Here is a 16,766-nt window from a genome sequence, read left to right on the forward strand (position 1 = left end):
AAATTAAAACAATAGCATAATGATAAAAACCCACCCATTAGAATGGTTAGATTCTTTGATTTTGCAAACCTTTGATCCAAAGAATACAACTCGCAGTTCAATATCAGAAAGTACTTTGTCGTTAACGTCCGAAAATATTGCCAAAGAATCTCAAAAGATTCAGATCCAACTCAAGAATGAAGTGTTTTCCTTAAGGAAGAAAAGGCAAATTCGACTTTTAGTTCGAAAATATCATTCTACACTTATCTTTTTGCTGGATAATGTTATTGAAAATCGAAAAAATACAATTTTTAATGCTCCAAATTTATCCACTAGCATCGACACTATAATCAGTGCTTTAGAGGAACTACTATCTTTTATAGAAATCCGTTTTGCTACTTATCTGAGTTTGGACGAACGCGTACCGGTCACTTATCTTGTTGTTTCCAGAAATGAATTGCATTTAAAACTGGACAAGCTTCAAAGAAAAAAATGGCAGAATGAAATTCATCAAAATATCATGGAGTCTGTCATCTCCGTTCTTTACCAACTAATCCAATCTAACAGAGGTTATAAAATTACCTACAGACAGATTCTCTATCAAAAAGAACTCTTTAAAAGTATCGATGATTTCGATGAATCTGAGAAAAGTGTAGACATTTATACCTCTTTGGATGAATTGCTTATTCGTTTGAATTTTAATGCTCAAGTTTACATCACTTGTTTGATTAATAGAATTGTCAGCAATTTAGATATGCAAACTACTTTAACTGATAGGATGAGTAAGCTACTTTTTATTTTTAAGGAATTTCGTCAGTTATATTCTAACGAGAGCATTATGTTTGAGCCCAGCCAGCAAAATATTAAAAGTGTTTTACATAATTGGTTCAAGCATGAAGTAGCCTATTTAGAGAGAGAAATCGAATTAAACGCAAGTTCGAGAATTGGTGTGCAAACCAAGCACATTGAAGCAACGGTAGCTTTAGATAATAAAATTGAGTGCATATTATCGACCGATCAAATGGGATTAATTCTGAGAGCTACCGATGAATCCAGGATTTTGAAAGCCAGATCGATGAGCCAAATATTTAAAACCATCGTACCATATCTTTCTACCCCTTTTAAAAAGGATTTATCCTATCAATCTGTTAGAAGCAAGTCTTATAATGCAGAAGAAAGAGACAAAGAGATTGCTATTCAGACTTTAGAAAAAATCATAAAAAAGATAAAGTCGTATTAGCAATACTACTACTAAATCCTAGACCACACAAGACTTAATATTATTGCTAACTACTTTAATTAAAGGGTACAGAAGGGTACAGATTAAAGTTGTACTTGTAGTATCGACTTTCAAATTGTTCCTTTGAAATATAAAATAAATCATTGCCTAGGGTTAATGTTTTTATTACTATCAAGGAAGTTAAACATTTAATAAAGAACGTATGTTAACAAACATTTCATGGGTCAATTATATACTTGTAATTGTCCTGCTTACAGCAAGCTGGTACTTATTTGTAGGCTTTCGATTTTATTTTACAGAACTGAAAGATCTAATAACGGGGAAAAAAAAGTTTTCAATTCGAAGTTTTCCTCAAGTTCAATCAAAGGTAGGTTATCTGGAAGCTCCGAATGGAATTCCTTCAGCACTCAATGAAACTCAGACCGACCAAACATTTCAAGATGTAGAGGATTTGGTAGAAAAATTGAAAAATCTTGTTGCAGATGCATTGCAAAGAAAACTCCCCAAAAAGGAATTTATGTATTATCTGAGTTTGGTTCTCCATGAATTTCCGACTGTAAAGGACTCGCCTTTTCGATCTTCAATCTGCGAATTAGTAGTCTCTGAATGTGATAAACTCGAGATCATTCATGTAACGCAACAGGAAGTGCATGTGTTATGGGATACATAAATTAAAATTCTATTGCGGAGGAATTATCCCTGTTAGCTCTTATGCGGTATGGCTTAATGTGACAGGAAAAAGAGTGCAGTAATAGCGGTATTCCTCTGCTTTTTAGTACTTAAAACAAAACTTTTAAAATGATGTATTATGAAAAATCGCGGGAGGAAATTAAAGAAGTTTACAGTAGCAAAAATAAGATTTGTTTTATCTGTGCTGCTATTATTTGTTGGCTATGTCACGGCTCATGCGCAAGACGGGGTTGCTGGAATTAACGAAGCCAATCAAAAGGTAAGAAGCTATTTTGATGCAGGTACAGAGCTTATGTATGCCGTAGGTGCAATACTGGGTTTGATTGGAGCTGTAAAGGTTTATCAAAAATGGAATGCTGGTGATCCTGATACCGGAAAAGTAGCGGCGGCTTGGTTTGGCAGTTGCGTTTTTTTAGTGGTGGTGGCTACGGTAATCAAATCTTTCTTTGGGGTTTAAATGTGTTACAGGTGACAGTTTTTAATATTTAAAGTAACAATAGTATCCATGGCAAATAGTGTATATCAAATCAATAAAGGTATTAATCAGAGTATTGAATTTAAAGGTCTTAAAGCACAATATATCGGGTATTTAGGTGGTGGCGTTATAGTTCTTCTATTCCTGTTTTCAGCACTGTATATCATTGGTTTGCCATCACTGGTTTGCGTTGGAGTGGTCGGTGGATCAGGAACTATTTTAGTTATAAAAGTATATAAGATGAGTCATAAATATGGGGAACATGGCATGATGAAAGCTTTAGCGAAAAGACAAGTTCCTGAAGCCATAAGAATTCACAGTCGTAAGATTTTCAAAATGGAAAAATAGCAATCTCCAAAAATTATAAACAGGTAAAAGCGATGAAGATGGAAAAGATGATAGATGATATTTTACCGATTATGGATGTGGAGCATGATTGTATTCTATCGAAACAAGGTGATGTGACTTTAGTATTCAAGGCAGAATTGCCGGAAATATTTACGTTGTCAGACCAAGAGTATGAAGCATTCCACCAAGCGTGGCTCAAGGCTATAAAATTACTTCCAAAGTTTAGCGTGTTTCACAAACAAGATTGGTTTATTGACAGCAAGTTTGAAGCGGATTTCAGAAATGAGGATACCAGTTTCCTAACCCGCAGCAGTGAACGGTTTTTTAACGAGCGTCCTTTTTTGGATCATTCATGCTACATTTTATTAACCAAAAAACCAGGCGGCAGGAAAAAATCAAGTTCCTTGTTTTCCAATTTACTTCGAAGTTCAATAGTTCCAGAAGAAACATTACAAGCACAACTGCGTCAGGAATTTATAGACAGTACGGGTCAGTTCAGACGAATTTTGGAAGATAGCGGTTTTGTAAAATTAACGCGCTTAACAAATGATGAACTGAGAAGTCAAAGCCGAAAGATAGGAATTATAGAGCGTTACTGTTCCCTTTCTGAAAAGGAAGAATCTATTGTGTATCAAGATATTGGATTCAGTAATGGATTGCAGGTGGGCGATAAACACTGTCAAATTTACACGCTGGGCGATGCAGCGGATCTTCCCGCTCTTTGCGGTTCCAGAATAAATTTTGATCGATACTCCACTGATAAGACCAAATTCAGCATCGGATTCGCCTCTACGTTAGGACAATTGCTTTCCTGTAATCACATTTACAACCAATATATTTTCATAGAGGATGCCCAAAAAACACTGCAAAAGCTGGAGAGTAAAAGATTGCGCTTGCAGTCCTTATCGGCGTACAGCAGGGAAAATTTAATTGCCCGTGATGCTACCAATGATTTTCTAAATGAAGCAATTGGTCAGCAACGCTTACCCGTTAAGGGTCACTTTAATGTTTTGGCATGGGCATCGGATAAAGAAGAGCTGAAGACTATAAAAAATAAGGTGTCATCAGCGTTGGCTCAAATGGACGCAGCCGCAAAGCAGGAAACTGTTGGAGCCGCTCAAATATATTGGGCAGGAATTCCCGGTAATGCAGCTGATTTCCCTATGAATGACACTTTTGATACGTTTGCGGAACAGGCGGTGTGCTTCCTGAATATGGAAACCGGATACCGTTCCTCTCTTAGCCCTACTGGAATACGTTTGGGCGATCGTTTGACTGGGAAGCCAGTGCATGTTGACATCAGTGATGAACCCATACAAATGGGAATCTGTACCAATCGGAACAAGTTTATATTAGGTCCTTCAGGAAGTGGAAAATCATTTTTCACCAACCATATGGTGAGAAGCTATTACGAACAAGGAACCCATATTGTGATAGTGGATGTCGGGCACAGTTATAAGGGGTTGTGTGACATGGTGGGTGGGTATTATTTTACTTATGATGAAAAGAATCCAATCCGCTTTAATCCTTTTTACATCAGTGAAGGAGATACATTGGATACAGAGAAAAAGGAAAGTATTAAAACCTTATTGCTGGCCTTGTGGAAAAAAGACAACGAAACCTTCAATCGAAGTGAGTATGTAGCATTATCCAATGCGTTACAATTATACTATGAAAAATTGGAGGCAGATAAATCGCTGTTTCCTTGTTTTGATAGTTTTTACGAATTCTTAAAAACTGATTTTGTCCAGGTGCTTGAAGGCGATAAGGTAAAGGAAAAGGATTTTGATGTAACCAATTTTCTCTACGTTTTGCGCCCGTATTACAAAGGCGGAGAATTTGATTATTTGCTCAATGCTACTGAAAATTTGGAGCTCATGAAAGAGCGTTTTATTGTGTTCGAATTAGATAACATTAAGGATCATCCGATACTTTTCCCAGTGGTTACCATAATTATCATGGAGGTATTTATCAGTAAAATGCGCAAGCTTAAGGGCATTCGAAAAATGATATTAATTGAAGAAGCTTGGAAAGCTATTGCTAAGGAAGGTATGGCTGAATATATCAAGTATTTATTTAAGACTGTTAGAAAATTTTACGGCGAAGCTATAGTGGTCACACAGGAAGTAGAGGACATTATATCATCGCCAGTGGTCAAGCAGGCAATCATCAATAATAGCGATTGTAAAATATTGCTGGACCAAAGTAAATACCAGAATAAATTCGACCAAATTCAGGAATTGCTAGGTCTAACGGAAAAGGAAAAAGCATTGGTGCTATCGGTTAATAAATCAAATGATCCAGATAAAAAATACAAAGAAGTTTTTATTTCGTTGGGAGGCATACTCTCTAAAGTCTATCGCACAGAAGTATCCCTTGAAGAGTATTTAGCGTATACAACTGAAGAAACAGAAAAAATGAAAGTACAGGCTTACGCCAAGAAATTCGATGGTGATATTAAAAAAGGGATTGCGGCACTTGCGAATGATTTGCGTCAAAAATAATGACAGTAAAAAAGAAGTTGCAGTTTTAAATACTTGATAAACAAAAAATTACTACTTATGAACGCAAAGAAAAACATGATGGTGGGTCTACTTTGTCTATTACTGCTCAGTATCCCTGCCAGACCAGCAACAACAGTGGTAGCCGTTCCTATAATTGGGTTAATAAAAGATGCCGTTGCTGCTGTCATAAAAGCAATTGATCTTCGCATCCAGCGCTTGCAAAATAAAACGATTTGGTTGCAGAATGCCCAAAAGAAATTGGAAAATGTCTTGTCCAAAGTGAAACTGGATGAGATATCCAACTGGACGCAAAAACAAAAAGAGTTGTATAAAGGATACTATGATGAACTCGCAAAGGTCAAATCCATTATAACTTATTATCAGCGAATAAGGGATATCACCCAAAAGCAAGTTCGGCTTGTTGCTGAATATGAAAGAGCTTGGAAACTATTTCAGCGGGACGACCATTTTAAGGCCGATGAATTGGTATACATGCAAAAAGTATATTCAGGGATATTAAATGAAAGTATGAATAATATTGATCAGATATTTTCAGTCGTAGAATCCTTTACCATGCAAATGACTGATGCTAAACGGCTTGAAATTATCAATACTGCAGCCGATCTAATTGATGCTACTTATGATGATCTTTCTCGGTTTAACAGGCAAAACATACAATTGAGCCTTCAAAGAGCAAAATCAAATAACGATGTGAATGCCATAAAGAAATTCTACGGTATTCCCAATTAAAAAACTAAAGTCATGAAAAAGATAGCAGTTTTGATACTCCTTATAGGACTTTTCAATGTAAACATGCGCGCACAGGCAAAACAAAGAGAAGAACTCTTAAAGCAAATTGCAGCCTTTAAAGTGTATATCGGATATGCTCAAAAAGGATATTCCATCGCAAAGAAAGGGCTTAACGTGATAGGTGATTTTAAACGAGGGGAATTGGATCTTCATCTTGATTATTTCAACTCTCTGAACACTATTAATCCAAAGATAAAAAACTATTCCAGAGTTGCTCAGATCATTGCACTTCAAGTAAAGATTCTGAAGAGTTATAGTCGTACCATGCGCTATGTGAATCAAAACGATTTATTTCATGGTGACGAAGTGGCTTATGTTAAGAGGGTCTTGGATCGACTGCTTAAAGATTGTGATGGAACAGTAGATGAACTTACTGCAGTACTGACAAAAGGGAAGTTGGAGCTCAAAGATGATGAAAGATTAGAAAGAATTGATGCACTCTATCAAAATATCCTGGAGAGTCAAAGCTTTTGTGAGGATTTTAGCAATCAAACCAGAATGATGGGTTTCTCAAGGAGCGCTAAATCTAAAGATGTAAAAACCAGCCATGCTTTGCAGGGCTTAAAAGACCATATACCATGAAACGATTACTGATTGTACTTATCATGCTGGTGGGACTATTGTTTCCTAGTCAAGCTGCTGCTCAATCTCAAGAAATGCAGCAGCTAATTCTGAATATCGAAAAGCTAGCTCAATTCAAACAGATTCTGACTGATATGAAAAAAGGCTATCAAATTCTCAACGGAGGCTACAATGTTGTTAAAGATCTGTCCAAAGGAAATTTTAGTCTGCATGAAACATTTCTTGATGCGCTGATGCAGGTCAGTCCAACTGTTAGAAAGTATAAGCGAGTGGGTGAAATCATCCACTATCAAGTACTTTTAGTAAAAGAATACAAAGCTGCATTTAATCGATTCAGGAACAGTGGCAATTTCAATCCAGAGGAAATTGCTTATCTCGAAAAGGTCTATTCTAAGCTATTTAAAGAGAGCATAAGAAATCTGGATGAGTTGACCTCGGTCATTTCTGCCAATACCCTGCGAATGTCAGATGATGAAAGACTTGCTGCCATTGACAAGGTATACGCTGACATGCAGGACAAGCTCTCTTTTCTTCGGAATTTTAACAACAATACTTCCGTACTAGGCATTCAACGAACTAAAGAACGCAATGACATCAATGCAATGCGTAGCATCTACCAAGTAAATAATTAAATACAAATTGCTATGAGTAAGAGGAGCAAGGCTATACTATCTATAGCCGCAGGGATGTTGTTGCCTGTAACTAGCCATGCCCAAGGAATGGCGAATGACATGAATAGCTTACATAGCGTACTGGACCAATTGTATGACGAAATGATGCCTCTGTGCAGCAACCTTATCGGAGTTGGGCAGGGAATCGCAGGATTTGGAGCCATATGGTACATCGCCTCTCGGGTTTGGAGGCATATTGCAAGTGCTGAACCCATCGATTTTTATCCGCTGTTCCGTCCATTTGTAATCGGGTTCTGCATTATGATTTTTCCTTCGGTGCTGGATTTAATTAATGGAGTGATGAAACCCACGGTTACAGCAACCGCATCAATGGTGGAAGGCTCTAATAAGGCTATTGGACTGCTGCTTAGAAAAAAAGAAGAGGCGATCAAAGAAACGGATTCCTGGAAGATGTATGTGGGAGCAGATGGCAGTGGCGATCGAGACAAATGGTATAAATACACCCATGATGATGCCAATCCTTCTGAGGAAGGAATTATGGAAGGAATCGGAAATGATGTGAAATTTGCAATGTCTAAGGCCTCATTCAATTTTCGTAATTCAGTAAAAGAATGGATGAGTGAAGTATTGATGGTACTATTTGAAGCTGCTTCACTTTGCATTGATACTCTTAGGACCTTTCAGCTTGTCGTACTCTCTATTTTGGGACCGCTAGTTTTTGGTATATCGGTTTTTGATGGTTTTCAGCACACACTGACGGTCTGGCTCGCGCGGTATATAAATATCTATTTGTGGCTTCCCGTAGCGAATATTTTTGGCAGTATCATAGGAAAAATTCAAGAAAAGATGCTTCAACTGGACATCGCACAAGCGAGCGAATACGGAGATACCTTTTTTAGTAAAACAGATATGGCCTATTTGGTGTTTATGATTATTGGCATCATCGGGTATTTCACCGTTCCCTCCGTCGCTAATTATATAGTTCATGCAGGTGGTGCAGGGGCGTTGGGTCAAAAAGTGACCAGTATGTTCAACAACTCGGCAAATTCTGCGGTTAACAGCGCATCTTCAGGTGCGGGAATGGTGGTGGATGCTATGGGCAATGCTGCTGGACGAATGTCTCAAAGTCTATCTGGATCTAGTGGCTCCTCGCCGTATTTCAAAGATAAAGACAGTTATATGGGCGATAAATTAAAAGGCAATTCCTAACCTCTAAAAAACGGATTATGTTTAGCAAAATGAAAAATATTGATACCGCCTTTCGGCATGTTCGAAGCTTTACAATTGTGGTTGTTGTCGGAAGTATTATACTGAGCTGTTTTGCTATGTACAAAAGTTTTGCTTTGGTAGCGCAGATACAGGATAAAGTTTACATACTGGCTAATGGTAAAGCATTAGAAGCGTTTGCTTCAGACAGAAAAGACAATATCCCGGTAGAGGCAAGAGACCATGTTATGACTTTTCATAAATTATTTTTCACTCTCGATCCCGATGATAAGGTTATAAAAACCAATATTACGAAGGCATTATACCTCGCAGATGACAGTGCAAAACGTATTTACGATGATTTAAAAGAGAATGGGTATTATTCCGGTATTATTTCCGGTAATATCAGTCAGACGCTAGAAGTGGATAGTGTAGCTATTGATATTAATAAATATCCATATCATTTCCGGTGCTATGCCACTCAGAATATCATCAGAACGACCAGTATTGCGCACCGTAGCCTTGTAACAGAGGGCAATCTTCGGAATGTTTCCCGAAGTGACAACAATCCGCATGGCTTTTTAGTCGAGCGATGGAATACAATTGAAAATCGAGATTTGAGCACCGAGAACCGTAAATAAATACACTACCGATATGCTATACAAATTTAAAAATGGCATCACGCAAGACTCTGCAGGAAAAGATCGCATTAAAAGCAAACTATTGCAACAGTTTGAAGAAGCTAACCTTCGGTTGCAATACAAATGTGCACATTGGCTGGAACGCAAGACGGCACATTGGTCCCGTGGAAGTTGGACATTAATTTTAATCGTTTTTACGCTTGGGACTAGTGCCTATAGCATTTATGTGATGGTTAATAGCTTTTCTGAACCTGGAGTCAGTTCCATACCGATTACACCAATTGTAAAGACAACGAATGCTATTCAAATCTCTAAAGCAATGAATCATTTAAAAGTAGCAGTCAGTAAAGGGGAATATGAAAAAACGGTCCGATTTCGCAGGTATATGGACAGTTTAGGGCGCAGTCCGACGGGAAAAAAAATAAAGGACAGTATTAATCAAAACCGCTCAGGATTACTGGACAGCCTGACAATAGTGGAAAAGTATTACCATTCACAATTTAAAAAATAATATCATGGAAGCAAAAACGAAATCACCAAAAATGTTAAGACAGCGCAAAATACTTTTAGTCATACCGTTGCTAGTACTGCCTTTTCTCACTATTATATTTTGGGTTTTGGGAGGCGGCAAAATGGATGCTGCGAACTCCTCAATTACCGAAAAAAAAGGGTTTAACATCAAGCTTCCGGATGCAAATTTGAAAGAAGGGCTTGATTTAGATAAAATGCATTACTATGATCAGGCAGCTCTTGATTCCTCAAAGCTGGAAGAGCTTATTAGCAAGGATCCCAATTATCTCAGCAGAACTTTTCCTGAAGATTCTGTAGTGTCTAGTGGCACATCTTATAATCGTAAGCCTTCCGGAAATGGCTCAAAAGGACTAAATGCTCTAATGTACCGAGACCCCAACGAAGCAAAAGTACATGAAAAGCTGGAGGCACTTCAAAGAGTTATTAATACGCCAGTTGCTCCAACACCAAGGCGAAACGATGCCCATTATGCAGAAAGTAGCGTAAGCGCGTTGCATTCCGAAGACGTTAACAAGTTGGAAGAAATGATGCAGTCGATGAATACTCAAAATAATGAACCGGATCCTGAATTGAAACAACTTAGTGGCATGCTGGAAAGTATATTGGATATACAACATCCTGATAGAGTTCAGCAAAAATTGAGAAAGGTTTCTGAATCCCAAAGAGGAAAGGTATTTTCAATTGCCAGCTCAACAGGGGACACTAGTATTTCTTCGTTGCAAGTTAACACACCTGGCACTACCGCATCTAATGGGAGGTATAAAGAAAATGCATTTTATTCTTTGGATGAACCAGCAGTTGCGGAGACCCTTCAAAATGCAGTAGCAGCGGTAATTCATGAAACACAAACTATAGTAAATGGTTCCACAATAAAGTTAAGGCTGAGTACTGCTGTCTTTGTTAATGGAGTAGAAATTCCAAAGAATAATTTCCTGTTCGGAATAGCCTCTTTACAAGGAGAAAGGCTCATCATAAAAATTAATAGTATTCGGTATAAGAATGCTTTGTTTCCAGTTGAACTTACTGTCTACGATTTGGATGGACTTCACGGCATTTACATGCCTGGTGCAATCAATAGAGAAGAAGCTAAAGCATCAGCAGACCGCTCTGTTCAAACTCTTGGTGTTCCATCTCTTGACGATTCATGGGGAGCACAAGCAGCTGGTGTTGGTATTGAGGCGGCGAAAACCCTATTCAGTAAAAAAGCTAAGCTTGTCAAAGTAGTAGTGAAGGCAGGCTATCAGGTTTTATTACGAGACGAAAAGCAAAAACAAAACGAATCCAATTAAAAACTAAAAATTAGTAATTATGAAAAAGATCAATGTAATGCTAATGGTGTGTGCAGTACTCATTACCATCGGTGCTTTTGCCCAGCAAAGCAGTAAAAACAGTCTATCGGAGATTACGCCCGATTCTCTGTCCATTGGGTATTCCAAAACGACCAATATTGTATTCCCTTACGCCATTAAAAGTGTCGATCGTGGTAGCGCGGATATCTTGGTTCAAAAAGGCAAAGGCCTTGAAAATATAATACAGATTAAGGCTGCTAAGATGGACTTTATCCCAACCAATCTAACGGTAGTGACAGCTGATGGGAAATTGTATTCTTTCCTTCTACGATATGATGAGCAAAATGCCAATTTAAATCTCTCTATGAATACGACTGAACCGTTCGAACAGAACGTTTTATTTTCCGCGGGGAGTGGGAACGAACAGGAATTACAGCTTTATTCCAAGCTGGCCTTGTACGACAAAAGTAAGATTGAAGGTGGCAAAGAGAGCAAGTATGGTGTGAAATTACAGCTCAATGGAATTTTTATCCAAAATGATGTGATGTATTATAGGATAATAGTGGTAAACCACTCTAAAATAAAGTATGATGTTGACCAGTTTCGATTTTTTATTCGAGATAGTAAAAAAGTAAAACGAACCGCCTCTCAGGAAATTGAAATTACACCACTGTATATTCTTAATAACGATGAGACAATTGACGAAGAATCTGAAAATACATTTGTATTTGCGGTACCAAAATTCACGATTCCGGAGAAGAAATATTTAGTCCTACAGCTGATGGAAAAGAATGGTGGCAGACATTTAGCAATTCAGGTAAAAAACAAAAAATTGGTACAGGTTACTGTACTGCCTAAACTGTAACTAATTATTAATCATTTAAATTAAAAAGTCATGAACGATAAAAATTTTGAATACCTACGCGATCAGGTAAAGTACACCGGTTTCGGTGAAGGATTAGAAAGTGAGTTAAAGGAAAAAATGCAACAGCAAAATCCAAGCTTCACTTTGACCCACAATGCTCAATATGGCAAGGACAGTGCGACAGCAACATTGAATTTTAAAAAATCGGATCAGAGTGATATGTATTTCTTTAATTCCTATAAAGTGGATTTGCAAAAAGACAATTCTAAAGAAGCATTAGAACAGACTTTTTATATCAATAAGGGCAGCAATATTACCATGAAGGAAGCCTACAATCTTATGGAAGGAAGAGCAGTGAATAAGGATCTGACCAGTAAAGAAGGACAGGTTTATAACTCATGGTTGCAAATTGACTTTAAGGAATCTGACAGTGCGGGCAATTTCAAACTGAATCAGTATCATCAAAATTATGGTTATGATCTGGAGGTAGCACTGTCCAAACATCCAATCAAGGAATTGGATACTGCTAAATTTAAAGAAGATTTAATGGATTCCCTGAAAAAAGGAAACTTACAATCGGCGACTTTCGTTAAAGACGGTAAAGAAGTCAAGCATTATATTGAAGCCAATCCACAGTTTAAAACTATCAATGCATATGATGGAAATCTAAAACGGATTGACAACCGCCAGACGAAAGAGGAAAAGCAATCAGAATGACAAAATACCTCACAGAAGCAAGACAATAAAAAACAGAGTCAAAATAATGATGACGATGGACCTGCTGCTCCCCAGGAAGCCAAAAAGAGAAAAAGAAAACAGTCTAATTCAATGTAGATTTTGATGGAACTACTTAAGCCCTTATCCGATTTCTTTAAAGCAATAGAGAATGACTACCGTATTAGCATTACGCATATTGGTATTTATGTCGCACTATTGCAGTTTAGAGCTGTTAAGGGTTTTGTTAATCCAATACAAGCGTACCGATATGAAATTATGGATTTAGCGAAGATTGCTTCGCCAAAAACATATTACAAATGCATGCGGGAACTCAACGAGTATGGTTATATTATTTACAAGTCTACCCGCAAGCGAAATCAGGGGAGTACTATTTATTTTCCACATTCTCTATTTGATTCAGAAGTTAAATTTCCAAAGTAAAAGAGCTATGAAAAAGTTAACAATTGAGGAGCTGCCCAAAGTAGTAGAAACGTTATTTGGGAAAATTGAATGTATTGAGATCTTATTGAAAGAAAAGAATTTACTCTTCAAAAAAAATGATTATGCAAAAAACAGTTTAAGATTTGAAAAATGTAGTTCAAACTTCAACAAAAGAGATTTGGCACAGTTCTTCTATATTCTTATGGATGAAAAAATTTTATTTTTTGATGCAAAAGCAGAAAATTCTAATAGGAGTAAAATGCAGCATTTTGTACAAACAAACTTTACGTATGTTGGGGATTCTAAAATGCAAATAAATATTGAGAATATCAGTAAACAATTTTCTGAATCTAAAGGCTTTACTTATCGAGATAAACAGTTACAATTTCTGGAGAAAATTATTTCTATTTTTCAGGAAAGAAAGCATAAGCTAACTCAGCGTTAATTTTTATGGTTTTATTATTCCATTGTATCCTCCTTCATCATAAAAAAAATATCTTATGACAAAACAAGGTAAAGAAAACAAATTTTCATATTTAGCGGCAATCAAGCAGCTGTTGGATCCTTTGTACACCCGATTAGAGAAAATTGATGGTAAGATTAGAGGAGAGAAAATTAACGAATCGACTTACTACTATAGGAATGAGGATTTAAAGAAGTTATTTGGACTGTCAAATAACACCATTATTAAATACCGGCAAACGGGAATTCTACCCTATACTAAACTCGGTGACATATATTTGTATGAAGCTATTAAAATCAAAAAAATATTATCCGAAAACGAGCAATGAAAATGGAATTTTGATCTGTTTTTTACTTTAGATTCATATGTTATGTTTCAAAATATTTGATAAATAATACCATTCGAAATAATAAAAGGATTCCAATTGGAATCCTTTTGCTATTTCGTTGGATTTTACTTTAAAGGATCTTGTATTTGGAGATCAGCTGTATTTTTGTTTTAGCTTAGTCATATCTTCCATCACATTTACATCTAATACTTTTGCATAATGTTGTGTCTGCTTAATATTAGTATGACCCATCATGGATGAAACATTTTCTATCCGCACTCCGTTACCGAGGGTAACTGTAGTTGCAAAAGTATGTCTGGCGACATACCACGTCAGATTTTTAGTAATACCGCACAAATCAGCAATCTCCTTAAGATAAGCATTCATCTTCTGATTGGAAATCTGAGGTATCAATCCAATTTGAAGCTGTTTGTATTTATTAATAATCTTCAGGGTAGGAGGTAGTATAGGGACGTTAGCTCTAATAGCCGTTTTAGCCCTATTTGTCATAATCCAAAGCGCATCACTGCTATCTTGGAATATATTACTTGACGTAAGGTTACAGGCATCAACAGGGGCATAACCCGTATAGCAACTAAAAAGAAAAACATCCTTAACACGCTCCAAGCGTTCTACTGAAAATTTCTTATTCTCTATGCGATCTAATTCTTCTTGTGTTAGAAATACAGCATCTTTGATACTTAACTTTCCATCGTAAAGATTAAATGGATTCTTCTCCATTAATCCCATTCTGATGCAGTAATTACAAGCGGTTTTGTACATTCTCATGTACTTTACCATCGAGTTATTTTTGATGCCTACTCTTCCTTTAAAACTACTTTCATACTTTAGATACGATTCAAGATTGTAAACAAAAGCACTTGAAATCTCATTTGAAGAAAGATCCTCGACTCCATATTGCTGCTTCATAAAGTTTACGAGTAATTCCTTGGAACGTCCATACTTTTGGAATGAAGCTTTAGATCGTTCTCCAGCCATTACTTTTTTTTCAAAGAAAGCATTGTGCTTATCCATGATTTCTACAATGCTCGCGCCTTTTGTTTGACTAGTGGTTTTACCATTAAATTCATTTTTAACCTGTACCAGTGAAATATCAGAACTTACCTTAGCTAGTTCATTAAATTTCTTTTCGATATTCAATTGGAAAAGATCCAAGCTGTGTTTTAATACCTTTTCCTTTTCAAGTTTAAGCACCGTTCTGAGGTTTTTGGTAAACAGCCACCTTTCTTTTAGAATTGATTTACCGGTTGTCATCGTGATTGACTGTTGGTTGTAAGAGATACGGGCAAAAATGGGAGATTCTCCTTTTTTGTTAGCTTTTCCAGCTTTGAGATAAAAAATTACTTTTAACATAACTTCTTGTTTTTAAATTAATAATCAAATTGATTTAAAAACTTTGATAGTTGCTAGTGTTGGCGGGGAATTCCCGGGGAATTCTTCCGATTTAGTGACCCTATTTTCTCGAAAATGGCTAAAAATAAAATAGGGTCACCAATAGGGTCACTGTTCTTTGATTCTATATGTGTATTTTGACACATTATAAAAAACGAAAAAGCCTTTAAATACTACTATTTAAAGGCTTTTGACTTTTAAAGTTTCTTTTGAAACCTTATGTCGCGGAGAAAGAGGGATTCGAACCCCCGGACCTGTTACAGTCAACAGTTTTCAAGACTGCCGCATTCGACCGCTCTGCCATTTCTCCAGTGAGCGACAACCATTATCTGATTGCGAGTGCAAATATAAGAACCTTTTTTGGTTATGCAAATCTATTTTTAGAAAAAAAGCATCTATTTTCTGAGGTAATTTTTAAAGGTTTCATTTTCTATACTTTAGATGAAAAATATTTTTAAAAAAAATAAAAAAAAACTTTAATACTTAACATATTCGGTGATTTCTAAGCCATAACCTATCATTCCAACACGTTTGGTCTGTTCAGTATTGGATAATAAACGAATTTTCGAAATGTCGATATCGTGTAGAATTTGAGCTCCTATACCAAAATCTTTATTGTCCATCTTGATTTGTGGGGCTTTAAATTCTCCTTTTGCTTGTAATCCTTTCAGTTCTATAATTCGATTCAGTAAATCTATTGATTGTGCTTCCTGATTGATAAACAAAACGGCACCATTACCTTGTTGATTGATGATTTCAAACATATCATCTAATTTTTTGTTAACATCGTTTGTCAATGTCCCTAAAATATCATTATTAACTAAAGTAGAATTGATTCTCGTTAATATCGGTTCGCCAATATTCCAATTGCCTTTAGTCAACGCAATATGAATTTGTTTGTTGGTAGTTTGTTGGTACGCTCTCAATCTGAAAGTCCCGTAACGCGTTTCAATATCAAAATCTTCTTTCTTAACAATCAAACTGTCGTGTTGCATTCGATAGGCAACTAGGGCTTCAATTGAAACTAGCTTTAAATCGAATTTTTTAGCCACTTCCACCAATTGTGGAAGTCGCGCCATTGTTCCATCTTCATTCATGATTTCAACTATCACTCCTGCTGATTTAAACCCAGCTAAACGAGCAAAATCAATTGCTGCTTCAGTATGCCCAGTTCTTCTTAAAACACCTCCTTGTTTAGCAATTAACGGGAAAATATGTCCTGGTCTTGCTAAATCATGTGGTTTTGTCTCGGCATTAACGAGTGCTAAAACTGTTTTAGCTCTATCCGCTGCAGATATTCCTGTTGTAACTCCGTTTCCTCTTAAATCTACCGATACTGTAAAAGCAGTTTCCATTGGATCCGTATTATTAGTCACCATCACGTGTAATCCTAATTCTTTACAACGGCTTTCTGTCAAAGGAGCACATATTAATCCTCGTCCGTGTGTCGCCATGAAATTGATCATTACGGGTGTTACTTTTTCGGCCGCAGCCAAAAAGTCTCCTTCATTTTCACGATCTTCATCATCAACAACTATAATGATTTTTCCTTGACGAATATCTTCTATCGCTTCTTCAATTGTGTTCAGTTGTATTTTATTTAAGTCCATTT

Annotated in this window: 19 protein-coding genes and 1 tRNA gene; 17 read left to right on the forward strand and 3 right to left on the reverse strand. The window is 36.6% G+C overall.

Translation table 11 applies throughout. The annotated features are described in order from the left end of the window. The first annotated feature begins 19 nt into the window (after positions 1-19). From AC0J6S_RS11600 to AC0J6S_RS11680, 17 genes are all read left to right on the forward strand, one after another. Entirely contained in the window at positions 20-1,219 is a 1,200-nt protein-coding gene (locus AC0J6S_RS11600) for a hypothetical protein (RefSeq protein ID WP_474953953.1), read from the forward strand. Between the two features lie 202 nt (positions 1,220-1,421). Beyond that, complete coding sequence (locus tag AC0J6S_RS11605; RefSeq protein WP_474953954.1) at positions 1,422-1,889, forward strand: hypothetical protein; 468 nt, start codon at positions 1,422-1,424, stop codon at positions 1,887-1,889. A gap of 138 nt (positions 1,890-2,027) precedes the next feature. Beyond that, positions 2,028-2,366: a DUF4134 domain-containing protein gene (locus AC0J6S_RS11610; protein ID WP_474953955.1), complete on the forward strand. Its 339-nt coding sequence runs from the start codon at positions 2,028-2,030 to the stop codon at positions 2,364-2,366. Between the two features lie 48 nt (positions 2,367-2,414). Further along, a complete protein-coding gene (locus AC0J6S_RS11615; protein ID WP_474953956.1) occupies positions 2,415-2,732 on the forward strand; it encodes a DUF4133 domain-containing protein in 318 nt (105 codons plus the stop codon). A gap of 38 nt (positions 2,733-2,770) precedes the next feature. After that, entirely contained in the window at positions 2,771-5,236 is a 2,466-nt protein-coding gene (locus tag AC0J6S_RS11620; protein WP_474953957.1) for a TraG family conjugative transposon ATPase, read from the forward strand. A 57-nt stretch (positions 5,237-5,293) separates the two neighbouring features. Continuing rightward, positions 5,294-5,986, forward strand: a complete 693-nt coding sequence (locus AC0J6S_RS11625; RefSeq protein WP_474953958.1) for a conjugal transfer protein TraI — start codon at positions 5,294-5,296, stop codon at positions 5,984-5,986. Between the two features lie 12 nt (positions 5,987-5,998). Beyond that, positions 5,999-6,628, forward strand: a complete 630-nt coding sequence (locus tag AC0J6S_RS11630; RefSeq protein WP_474953959.1) for a hypothetical protein — start codon at positions 5,999-6,001, stop codon at positions 6,626-6,628. Then, complete coding sequence (locus AC0J6S_RS11635; RefSeq protein WP_113637000.1) at positions 6,625-7,260, forward strand: TerB family tellurite resistance protein; 636 nt, start codon at positions 6,625-6,627, stop codon at positions 7,258-7,260. The genes AC0J6S_RS11630 and AC0J6S_RS11635 overlap by 4 nt, the downstream gene beginning before the upstream one ends. Before the next feature lie 144 nt (positions 7,261-7,404). Continuing rightward, the gene (traJ, locus tag AC0J6S_RS11640) at positions 7,405-8,469 is read left to right on the forward strand and encodes a conjugative transposon protein TraJ (RefSeq protein ID WP_474956357.1); all 1,065 of its coding nucleotides are present in this window, start codon (positions 7,405-7,407) and stop codon (positions 8,467-8,469) included. A gap of 17 nt (positions 8,470-8,486) precedes the next feature. Continuing rightward, positions 8,487-9,107, forward strand: a complete 621-nt coding sequence (traK, locus tag AC0J6S_RS11645) for a conjugative transposon protein TraK (protein ID WP_474953960.1) — start codon at positions 8,487-8,489, stop codon at positions 9,105-9,107. A gap of 13 nt (positions 9,108-9,120) precedes the next feature. Next, a complete protein-coding gene (locus AC0J6S_RS11650) occupies positions 9,121-9,618 on the forward strand; it encodes a hypothetical protein (protein ID WP_474953961.1) in 498 nt (165 codons plus the stop codon). 4 nt (positions 9,619-9,622) lie between these two features. After that, a complete protein-coding gene (traM, locus tag AC0J6S_RS11655; RefSeq protein WP_474953962.1) occupies positions 9,623-10,927 on the forward strand; it encodes a conjugative transposon protein TraM in 1,305 nt (434 codons plus the stop codon). 19 nt (positions 10,928-10,946) lie between these two features. Then, complete coding sequence (gene traN, locus AC0J6S_RS11660; protein ID WP_474953963.1) at positions 10,947-11,792, forward strand: conjugative transposon protein TraN; 846 nt, start codon at positions 10,947-10,949, stop codon at positions 11,790-11,792. A gap of 30 nt (positions 11,793-11,822) precedes the next feature. Continuing rightward, positions 11,823-12,509 (forward strand): hypothetical protein, encoded by a 687-nt coding sequence (locus AC0J6S_RS11665; RefSeq protein WP_474953964.1) that lies wholly within the window; start codon positions 11,823-11,825, stop codon positions 12,507-12,509. A gap of 123 nt (positions 12,510-12,632) precedes the next feature. Then, positions 12,633-12,950 carry a hypothetical protein gene (locus AC0J6S_RS11670; RefSeq protein ID WP_474953965.1) on the forward strand — a complete coding sequence of 106 codons (318 nt, stop codon included), beginning with the start codon at positions 12,633-12,635 and terminating at the stop codon, positions 12,948-12,950. A 7-nt stretch (positions 12,951-12,957) separates the two neighbouring features. Next, entirely contained in the window at positions 12,958-13,395 is a 438-nt protein-coding gene (locus tag AC0J6S_RS11675; RefSeq protein WP_474953966.1) for a hypothetical protein, read from the forward strand. Between the two features lie 55 nt (positions 13,396-13,450). After that, entirely contained in the window at positions 13,451-13,741 is a 291-nt protein-coding gene (locus AC0J6S_RS11680; protein WP_474953967.1) for a helix-turn-helix domain-containing protein, read from the forward strand. Between the two features lie 153 nt (positions 13,742-13,894). On the opposite strand, the gene AC0J6S_RS11685 is transcribed toward AC0J6S_RS11680, so the two are convergent. The 3 genes from AC0J6S_RS11685 to ribB all read right to left on the reverse strand — a co-directional run bounded on the left by AC0J6S_RS11685 (position 13,895) and on the right by ribB (position 16,764). After that, positions 13,895-15,115 carry a site-specific integrase gene (locus AC0J6S_RS11685; RefSeq protein ID WP_474953968.1) on the reverse strand — a complete coding sequence of 407 codons (1,221 nt, stop codon included), beginning with the start codon at positions 15,113-15,115 and terminating at the stop codon, positions 13,895-13,897. A gap of 264 nt (positions 15,116-15,379) precedes the next feature. Then, positions 15,380-15,464: transfer RNA gene (locus tag AC0J6S_RS11690), tRNA-Ser, on the reverse strand. Between the two features lie 166 nt (positions 15,465-15,630). After that, positions 15,631-16,764: a 3,4-dihydroxy-2-butanone-4-phosphate synthase gene (ribB, locus tag AC0J6S_RS11695; RefSeq protein ID WP_474953969.1), complete on the reverse strand. Its 1,134-nt coding sequence runs from the start codon at positions 16,762-16,764 to the stop codon at positions 15,631-15,633. Positions 16,765-16,766 lie beyond the last annotated feature (2 nt).

The sequence above is a fragment of the Flavobacterium sp. TS_SC_5 genome (genome assembly GCF_056156265.1).

Excerpts from the sequence above, each read along its gene's own strand:
- traM (WP_474953962.1), top strand. The coding sequence starts at position 9,623 with ATGGAAGCAAAAACGAAATCACCAAAAATGTTAAGACAGCGCAAAATA.
- AC0J6S_RS11620 (WP_474953957.1), top strand. The coding sequence starts at position 2,771 with ATGGAAAAGATGATAGATGATATTTTACCGATTATGGATGTGGAGCAT.
- ribB (WP_474953969.1), bottom strand. The coding sequence starts at position 16,764 with ATGGACTTAAATAAAATACAACTGAACACAATTGAAGAAGCGATAGAA.
- AC0J6S_RS11670 (WP_474953965.1), top strand. The coding sequence starts at position 12,633 with ATGGAACTACTTAAGCCCTTATCCGATTTCTTTAAAGCAATAGAGAAT.
- AC0J6S_RS11625 (WP_474953958.1), top strand. The coding sequence starts at position 5,294 with ATGAACGCAAAGAAAAACATGATGGTGGGTCTACTTTGTCTATTACTG.
- AC0J6S_RS11630 (WP_474953959.1), top strand. The coding sequence starts at position 5,999 with ATGAAAAAGATAGCAGTTTTGATACTCCTTATAGGACTTTTCAATGTA.
- AC0J6S_RS11650 (WP_474953961.1), top strand. The coding sequence starts at position 9,121 with ATGCTATACAAATTTAAAAATGGCATCACGCAAGACTCTGCAGGAAAA.
- traK (WP_474953960.1), top strand. The coding sequence starts at position 8,487 with ATGTTTAGCAAAATGAAAAATATTGATACCGCCTTTCGGCATGTTCGA.
- traN (WP_474953963.1), top strand. The coding sequence starts at position 10,947 with ATGAAAAAGATCAATGTAATGCTAATGGTGTGTGCAGTACTCATTACC.
- AC0J6S_RS11675 (WP_474953966.1), top strand. The coding sequence starts at position 12,958 with ATGAAAAAGTTAACAATTGAGGAGCTGCCCAAAGTAGTAGAAACGTTA.
- AC0J6S_RS11615 (WP_474953956.1), top strand. The coding sequence starts at position 2,415 with ATGGCAAATAGTGTATATCAAATCAATAAAGGTATTAATCAGAGTATT.
- AC0J6S_RS11685 (WP_474953968.1), bottom strand. The coding sequence starts at position 15,115 with ATGTTAAAAGTAATTTTTTATCTCAAAGCTGGAAAAGCTAACAAAAAA.
- AC0J6S_RS11680 (WP_474953967.1), top strand. The coding sequence starts at position 13,451 with ATGACAAAACAAGGTAAAGAAAACAAATTTTCATATTTAGCGGCAATC.
- AC0J6S_RS11635 (WP_113637000.1), top strand. The coding sequence starts at position 6,625 with ATGAAACGATTACTGATTGTACTTATCATGCTGGTGGGACTATTGTTT.
- AC0J6S_RS11665 (WP_474953964.1), top strand. The coding sequence starts at position 11,823 with ATGAACGATAAAAATTTTGAATACCTACGCGATCAGGTAAAGTACACC.
- AC0J6S_RS11600 (WP_474953953.1), top strand. The coding sequence starts at position 20 with ATGATAAAAACCCACCCATTAGAATGGTTAGATTCTTTGATTTTGCAA.
- AC0J6S_RS11610 (WP_474953955.1), top strand. The coding sequence starts at position 2,028 with ATGAAAAATCGCGGGAGGAAATTAAAGAAGTTTACAGTAGCAAAAATA.
- traJ (WP_474956357.1), top strand. The coding sequence starts at position 7,405 with ATGCCTCTGTGCAGCAACCTTATCGGAGTTGGGCAGGGAATCGCAGGA.
- AC0J6S_RS11605 (WP_474953954.1), top strand. The coding sequence starts at position 1,422 with ATGTTAACAAACATTTCATGGGTCAATTATATACTTGTAATTGTCCTG.